Here is a 6,098-nt window from a genome sequence, read left to right as displayed (position 1 = left end):
TGCTCTTCCGATCTGGGCCCTGGATCAGGGAGCTACTCTGCTGCCCTTCCTGGCCGATTTTTCCTTTACCGCAGAAGGGTTTAAGTCTTTCGACCAGGTACTCACCCGGGCCCACCAACAACTGGCCGGGGCCAGGCTAAGGCCGCTCTTTAGCCGACTCGCCGAGCCCTACCTGAGCCAGGGGAACCCAAGCCTGCGGCCCTGTACGGCCTGTGGGGCACGCGCTGCCAGATCGGCGACCGATTCGCTTTGCCACGGGTGCGAGCGAGACGCCCACCTGGGCCGCCTGGTTCCCAAGTGCAGCGAGATTGGGTTCTTCTCCCAGGACGCACCCCGACCCCACTACCGATTTCCCAACCTGAAGGCGGCGCTAGAATCTTCCGCCACCTATTCCCTTCGCACCCAGGCCAACTTCAAACCAGCCCCCCAGGCTTGGGAGGTGCGGCTGCTGGCCGGGCATCTGCCCAGTGTGCAGGAGGCCCTCCGGGCTGCAAAAGAGGAGGGAGGTAGGAGACTGGATAGCCTCGAGGCCTACGAGAACTGGGCCCAAGAAAAACGGCTGGCCGACCCAGAGGATAGTCGCGGCGAGGAACGCCCGCTTACCTTTGCCGAGCTGGCCGAGTTCTCCACCGGGGTTAAATATCTGGGGGCTTTGATGCTCGATGCCGACCGGATGGGCGAGGCCTTTGCCAGCGGCTTCGAAAGGCCCAGCCCCAGCCGAATGGCCGCGCTTTCGCGGACGCTCGAGCTCTTCTTTGCCGGGGAGGTGCTGGAGCTCATCCGCAACCCCCAAACCTACGCCAGGCGACTTGGTTGGGACGAAGCAGAAGCCAAAGAGAAGGCCCGCCGGTATCCCCTGATCTACTCGGTTTATGCGGGCGGCGACGACCTCTTTTTGCTGGGGCCGTGGGATGTGCTGCTCGAGTTTGCCCTGGACTTGCGAGCGCTGTACCAGCAGTTCACTCAGCACCCCAATCTCACCCTGTCCGGCGGCTTCGTGCTGGTGAACCCCAGCCTGCCCATTCCCCTGCTGGCCCAGGCGGTACAGGAGGCCGAGCAGGCCGCCAAAGCCGACGGGCGCGACCGGCTCCACCTCTTCGGCCTGAGCGTTCCCTGGGAGGAGCTGCGCAGCCTGGTGAGCTGGGTAAAGAATTTCCAGCAGCACTTGCAAGCCGAGGGAAAGGAAAGCATATCCAGCGCTCTGGCCTTCCGTATGCTCAGGCTATGGAAGCAGCACCAGCAGGACGACCCGGCCAGGCAGATGCGCTACAAGCCCCTGCTGGCCTATGCCCTGCGCGAGCGAAACGACGAGATACGCGAACGTTACCTGCAACTGACCAACCACCAAAGCCCTGCCTGGCGACACCTGCCGGTTTGGTTGCAGTGGGGACTGTACCTGGAACGATAAGGAGGATGTCATGGAATTTTATCAAGATCGAGAAGCCAAAACCCTGCGACCCGGCCTGTTTGATACTGAAGCCCGAAAAGACGCTGACCATGTGGAGGGTATTCAGTCTAGTCAGTTTCGCAACTATTTCCACGAGTTGCGCACCCTCGAGGCCAGGTTTGACCGCGAGGCCAAGAGCAACTCCCACATAGCCTTTGGCAAGCTGGTATCCCAGTTGGAGCTGTTAAAGGCCAAGCTGGCCTATGGGCAACGTAAAAACGGCCCTCTGCAAAATGCCAGCGGCTTTGTAAGCCTTATGAACCGGCTGATTGATGCAGGCAAGAAAAGCCCGGAAGACTTCGAGGCCATGATGCAGTACCTCGAGGCGGTGCTAGCCTACTTCTACGCCAAGGAAGGGCAAAACCAGGGGGGACGCAGATGAGATTACTGGGCTACAAACGCATCCACGGCATTATCCGGCTCAAGAGTGGGCTGCGCATCGGCATGAGCAAGGATCAGATGGCCATTGGGGACGTGGACAACCCCGTGATTCGCAATCCCCTTACCGAGGAGCCTTACATCCCCGGCTCCTCGCTCAAAGGGAAGATGCGGTATCTGCTCGAGTGGCATTTTGGTGGAGACTACATCGCCAGATCGAGCGAGAGACACGTCTTTGTACCCGATGACCCAAAAGACCCTATCGGGCGCATTTTTGGTGTAGCTCCTGGCAATGATCGCCGCAGCAAAGAATTTGCCCAACAACGTGGCCCAACCCGTTTGCTGGTGCGCGATGCCTACCTGACCGAAGACTCCAGGAAAGCTTTAGAAGCCATGACCGCCCGAGGCGGCTTTTTGACCGAGGTTAAGCAAGAGGTGTTTATCCCCCGGATCGGGGGCAACGCCAACCCCCGCACCGCCGAGCGCGTGCCTGCCGGGGCCGAGTTCGCCTTCGAGATGGTCTACCGGATGATGGACACCAACGACGGCGGCCAGACCGACCGGGATAACTTCAAACACCTGGAAAAGGCTCTGGAACTCCTGCAACTCGATGGGCTGGGGGGTTATATCAGCCGGGGTTATGGGCAGGTGGAATTGAGCTACCAGGTCGAGGAGAAATGAAGGTAACAGCCTTTCACCTTACTTTTGGGAGCATCACCACCCCACCCAGTGCCCCCACCCTCTGGGGTCATCTGGCCTGGTGGGTGCGGTATTCCCAGGGGGAGGCAGCCCTGATGGAGTGGCTCGAGGCCTTCCAGCACGACCCCCCTTTCCTGCTCTCCTCGGCTTTTCCCACCGGCTACCTGCCTCGGCCGCTGCTGCCCCAAATTCAGGTTCAGGACACCATCCAGCGCAAAGCCCTCAAGAAAATCCGCTACCTGAGCTTTTCCACTTTTGCACGGGTAGTCCAGGAGGGGGAAAAGGCTCTACTAGACTCCCCAGAGTTAAGCGAGCGTAAGTCTCTTCCGATTACCACGGCTGCCCAGACTCGAGTGGGCATCAACCGTATTAGCGGAACTGCCCAGGAGAGCATCCTGTTCACCGACCGGGTGTACTGGTTGAACAACAAAGAAAAAAAGCAGACCTGGACAGTCTACATGCAACTCCGGCACAAAGCCGGCTACCTGGAACAAGCGCTGCTTGAGATCGGGGCCTTTGGCTACGGCGGCAAGGCCAGTGTGGGGTTGGGACGGTTCGAGGTGGTGGGTAGCCAGGAAATGAACCTCCCCGAAGCCGAAAACCCCACCCACTACGTCTCCCTGGCGCCCACCCTACCCCAGGGCGAGGGGTTCTGGGCGCTGGAAACCTACTGGGGGCGTCTGGGAGGCCACTTTGCCCACGCCAAGACTCCCTTCAAGCGCCCCTATCTGCGGGCTAAAGAGGGGAGCGTGTTCCGTGAAAAGTCCAAGGGGGAGCTGTTAGACGTGACTCCCAGCCCGGCTCCGGAAGCAGGGGTGCGGGTCTGGGAGTACCTGTATCCGTTTTGGCTGGGGGTGCGGGTATGAGTTTTTTGGAGAGCTACAGGCTGGAACTGGAAACGCTAGGCCCCATTCATGTGGGCACTGGAGAGGCTTTCCCCGCCTACAGCTATCTGGTAGACGAAGCCAAAAAAGAAGCCCTAATTCTGGATGCAGGCCGCTTGCTAGAGCTTATGGACGAACAGCAGCAAAAAAACTACCTGCAAGCCGTGGCCCAGGGCCCCAGGCTGGCCCAGCAGAGCCTGCAATCCCTCTGGAATAGCAGCCTGGTAGACCCCACCCCCGCCCTGCTCAGGCGGGTTCCGGTGAGCGGGGCCTTCATCCATACAATCAAAAGTGCTACCGATGCGGCGGGCCTGGAGTTCCGCCCGCTGCCCCGCAGCCCGCTGGGTGCTTACCTTCCGGGGTCATCCATCAAAGGAGCTTTGCGCACGGCCTGGATGTTCAAACGGATTCTAAATCAGGGCCGGGATATCGAACACCGGGGCCGTTGGGTATGGGGCAGCGCATCCCCGAAAGACGAATGGCCCCTCATACACGCCCCTAAAAGTACTGGCCCCAGGGTGGCCCAGGAGTTTGAAGCCCTGGTCTTGGACTACAATACCGAACGGGGTACTAACCTCCACCGCGACCCCTTCCGCCAGGTGCGGGTAGGTGACTGCGAACCTTGCGACAATCTGCTCCTAAACCGGATAGGGGTGTTTCATCCCAAAGGAACTATGGACGGCACTGTACTTTTGGCCGAGACCTTCCGCAACAAATCTGAGCTTCGGACCATACTGCGCTTGCATGTGGGACTCGCGGGGCAAAAACACAAGGATACTGTCTCCCACGGTATTTCTGCTAAAGCTCTGGCCGCGGCCTGCCGCGAGTTTTACCAGGAAGTGGCCAGTAGGGAAGAAGAGTTCGCCAAGTCACACAGCCTCCAGGAGGCCTCGCGGGTATACAAAGAACTGGATAGGCGCTTGCAAGCCGACCCAACCGCCTTTCCCATACGGGTGGGCTATGGCTCAGGGCGGATGTCCATCAGGCTGGCTTTGCTATTGGACGGGGAAGAGGGAAAAGAGCCAATGACCCGCAAAACTGCTGGCTCGGCCATCCCCAAGGACGGCTTTCCGATGGGCTGGGCCATCGCCCGCCTCGAGCCCTGCTGAAAACCCGCATTCTTCAACCTATACTGAGCCCATGGCCCTTACCCTGAAAAACCCCGAGGTCGAGCGCCTGGCCGAGGAACTGGCCCGTCTTACTGGCGAGACCAAGACCGAGGCCATCCGCAAGGCCCTGCTCGAGCGCAAGGCCCGGCTGGCCCGACCCGAACGCTCCCGCAGCGAGGTTATCCAAGAGTTTCTGGACGAGATGCAAGATCTGCTGCCTAAAGGACGCCGCCCCACCAAGGAAGAGGAAGAGGAAATTCTGGGGTATGGCCCCCAGGGGGCGTAGATGGTGCTGGATAGCTCGGTGCTACTGCACATTCTCTTCCGCGAACCGGGCTACCTGGAGGTCTCGCACCAGCTGAACGACGCCTCCCAGCTATTTGTGGGTGCGCCCACTCTGGTAGAGGCGGTTGTTGTGCTGGTGCGGCGTGAGGGCGAGGCCCAGGCGCTTCTCCTGGAAGACCTGCTGTGCCGCCTAAGGGTTGAGGTGGTGCCTTTTGCCGAGGAACACTACCGCGAGGCCCTCTTGGCCTTCCGGCGCTACGGCAAGGGCCGCCACCCCGCCGCCCTCAACTTTGGCGACTGCCTGAGCTACGCCGCAGCCAGGGTTGCCGGCCTGCCCCTGGCCTACGTGGGCGACGACGTCGCCCAGACCGATCTAGCATGATTCTCGCTGCCATCGTCTTACCGCTCGAGGGCCCCACCCGTCCCGACCCCGACGGCTGGCGCGGCCTGGTGTATGGCCTGCTGCGGCAGATTGACCCCGAGCTGCACAAGGCCCAGCCCAACCCCTTCAGCCTGGGTCTGGGCGGTGCCGAGGGGCAGCGCTGGGCGCGGATCGGCTTTCTGGATGAGGGCCTGTACGCCCGCCTTTCGCCCCTGCTGTTTGGCCTGGCGGGCCAGACCGTGCGGCTCAAACAGCCCTTCCGGGTGCAGGCAGTGCTGCAAGAAGAGCACCCCTGGGCCGGGGTGAGCACCTACCCCCGGCTCTTCCAGGGCCAGGCCAGCCACCGCCTGGGCCTGCAGTTCGCCAGCCCCACCTTTTTTCGCCGCCAGGGCAACAGCTACCCGCTGCCCGAGCCCCGGCTGGTCTTCGACTCGCTGGCCCAGCGCTGGAATGCCTTTGCCCCGGTCAAAGTGCCCGCTGAGCTAGGCGAAACCTGGGAGCGCCTGACCATCGCCCGCTTCCAGGGCCGCACCCAGCACCTGGCGCCCAACCAGGCCGAGCGCGGGGTGGGCTATGTGGGCCGGGTGGTCTACTACCTGCCTGCTGCCCAGGCCCAGGAGGCCCAGTGGATGCAGGCTTTGGGGCGGTTTGCGTTCTATGCCGGGGTAGGGGCCAAGACCAGCCTGGGGTTTGGGCGGGTGCGGGCCTTTGACCCAATGAGTGAGCCAAGGAGGGTAGATGAATCAGAACAAGGAGCAATTACGCGAACTGTGGACACAGTACAGGAACCTCTCAAGCCAAGCGAGCCCAGGTAGCATCGAACCATCGCCTCAGGCTACGGAAGCGCGGCAACTTTACGAGCAGAAAATCTGGCCCCTCACCAAAGAGGGCTTTACCGACCGAGGACAAGAGCA

8 protein-coding genes are annotated in these 6,098 nt (G+C 61.4%); all 8 read left to right on the top strand.

Annotated features, from left to right (window positions below; genetic code table 11):
* Nucleotides 1-1,408 (top strand): type III-A CRISPR-associated protein Cas10/Csm1 (gene cas10, locus Q0288_RS01585; RefSeq protein ID WP_299426131.1); only part of this gene is annotated, 1,408 nt, incomplete at its 5' end.
* Between the two features lie 10 nt (nt 1,409-1,418).
* Nucleotides 1,419-1,829 carry a type III-A CRISPR-associated protein Csm2 gene (csm2, locus tag Q0288_RS01580; RefSeq protein WP_299426128.1) on the top strand — a complete coding sequence of 137 codons (411 nt, stop codon included), beginning with the start codon at nt 1,419-1,421 and terminating at the stop codon, nt 1,827-1,829.
* A complete protein-coding gene (gene csm3 / locus Q0288_RS01575; RefSeq protein ID WP_299426125.1) occupies nt 1,826-2,506 on the top strand; it encodes a type III-A CRISPR-associated RAMP protein Csm3 in 681 nt (226 codons plus the stop codon). The genes csm2 and csm3 overlap by 4 nt, the downstream gene beginning before the upstream one ends.
* A complete protein-coding gene (locus Q0288_RS01570) occupies nt 2,503-3,390 on the top strand; it encodes an RAMP superfamily CRISPR-associated protein (protein WP_299426122.1) in 888 nt (295 codons plus the stop codon). Before csm3 ends, Q0288_RS01570 begins: the two co-directional genes overlap by 4 nt.
* Entirely contained in the window at nt 3,387-4,517 is a 1,131-nt protein-coding gene (gene csm5 / locus Q0288_RS01565) for a type III-A CRISPR-associated RAMP protein Csm5 (protein WP_299426118.1), read from the top strand. Before Q0288_RS01570 ends, csm5 begins: the two co-directional genes overlap by 4 nt.
* A 31-nt stretch (nt 4,518-4,548) precedes the next feature.
* Nucleotides 4,549-4,803 (top strand): type II toxin-antitoxin system VapB family antitoxin, encoded by a 255-nt coding sequence (locus Q0288_RS01560; protein ID WP_299426115.1) that lies wholly within the window; start codon nt 4,549-4,551, stop codon nt 4,801-4,803.
* Nucleotides 4,804-5,184, top strand: a complete 381-nt coding sequence (locus tag Q0288_RS01555) for a type II toxin-antitoxin system VapC family toxin (protein WP_299426112.1) — start codon at nt 4,804-4,806, stop codon at nt 5,182-5,184. It abuts the gene before it with no gap.
* Complete coding sequence (gene cas6 / locus Q0288_RS01550; RefSeq protein ID WP_299426109.1) at nt 5,181-5,999, top strand: CRISPR-associated endoribonuclease Cas6; 819 nt, start codon at nt 5,181-5,183, stop codon at nt 5,997-5,999. Before Q0288_RS01555 ends, cas6 begins: the two co-directional genes overlap by 4 nt.
* The last annotated feature ends 99 nt before the right edge of the window (nt 6,000-6,098 follow it).

The organism is uncultured Meiothermus sp. (assembly GCF_937863175.1).
GTDB lineage: Bacteria > Deinococcota > Deinococci > Deinococcales > Thermaceae > Meiothermus.
The sequence above is the reverse complement of the archived record's forward strand: the minus strand, read 5'-3'. Positions and strand labels throughout refer to the sequence as shown.

Coding starts and splice junctions, on each gene's coding strand:
- csm3 (WP_299426125.1), top strand. CDS start 1,826: ATGAGATTACTGGGCTACAAACGCATCCACGGCATTATCCGGCTCAAG.
- Q0288_RS01555 (WP_299426112.1), top strand. CDS start 4,804: ATGGTGCTGGATAGCTCGGTGCTACTGCACATTCTCTTCCGCGAACCG.
- cas6 (WP_299426109.1), top strand. CDS start 5,181: ATGATTCTCGCTGCCATCGTCTTACCGCTCGAGGGCCCCACCCGTCCC.
- csm2 (WP_299426128.1), top strand. CDS start 1,419: ATGGAATTTTATCAAGATCGAGAAGCCAAAACCCTGCGACCCGGCCTG.
- Q0288_RS01570 (WP_299426122.1), top strand. CDS start 2,503: ATGAAGGTAACAGCCTTTCACCTTACTTTTGGGAGCATCACCACCCCA.
- csm5 (WP_299426118.1), top strand. CDS start 3,387: ATGAGTTTTTTGGAGAGCTACAGGCTGGAACTGGAAACGCTAGGCCCC.
- Q0288_RS01560 (WP_299426115.1), top strand. CDS start 4,549: ATGGCCCTTACCCTGAAAAACCCCGAGGTCGAGCGCCTGGCCGAGGAA.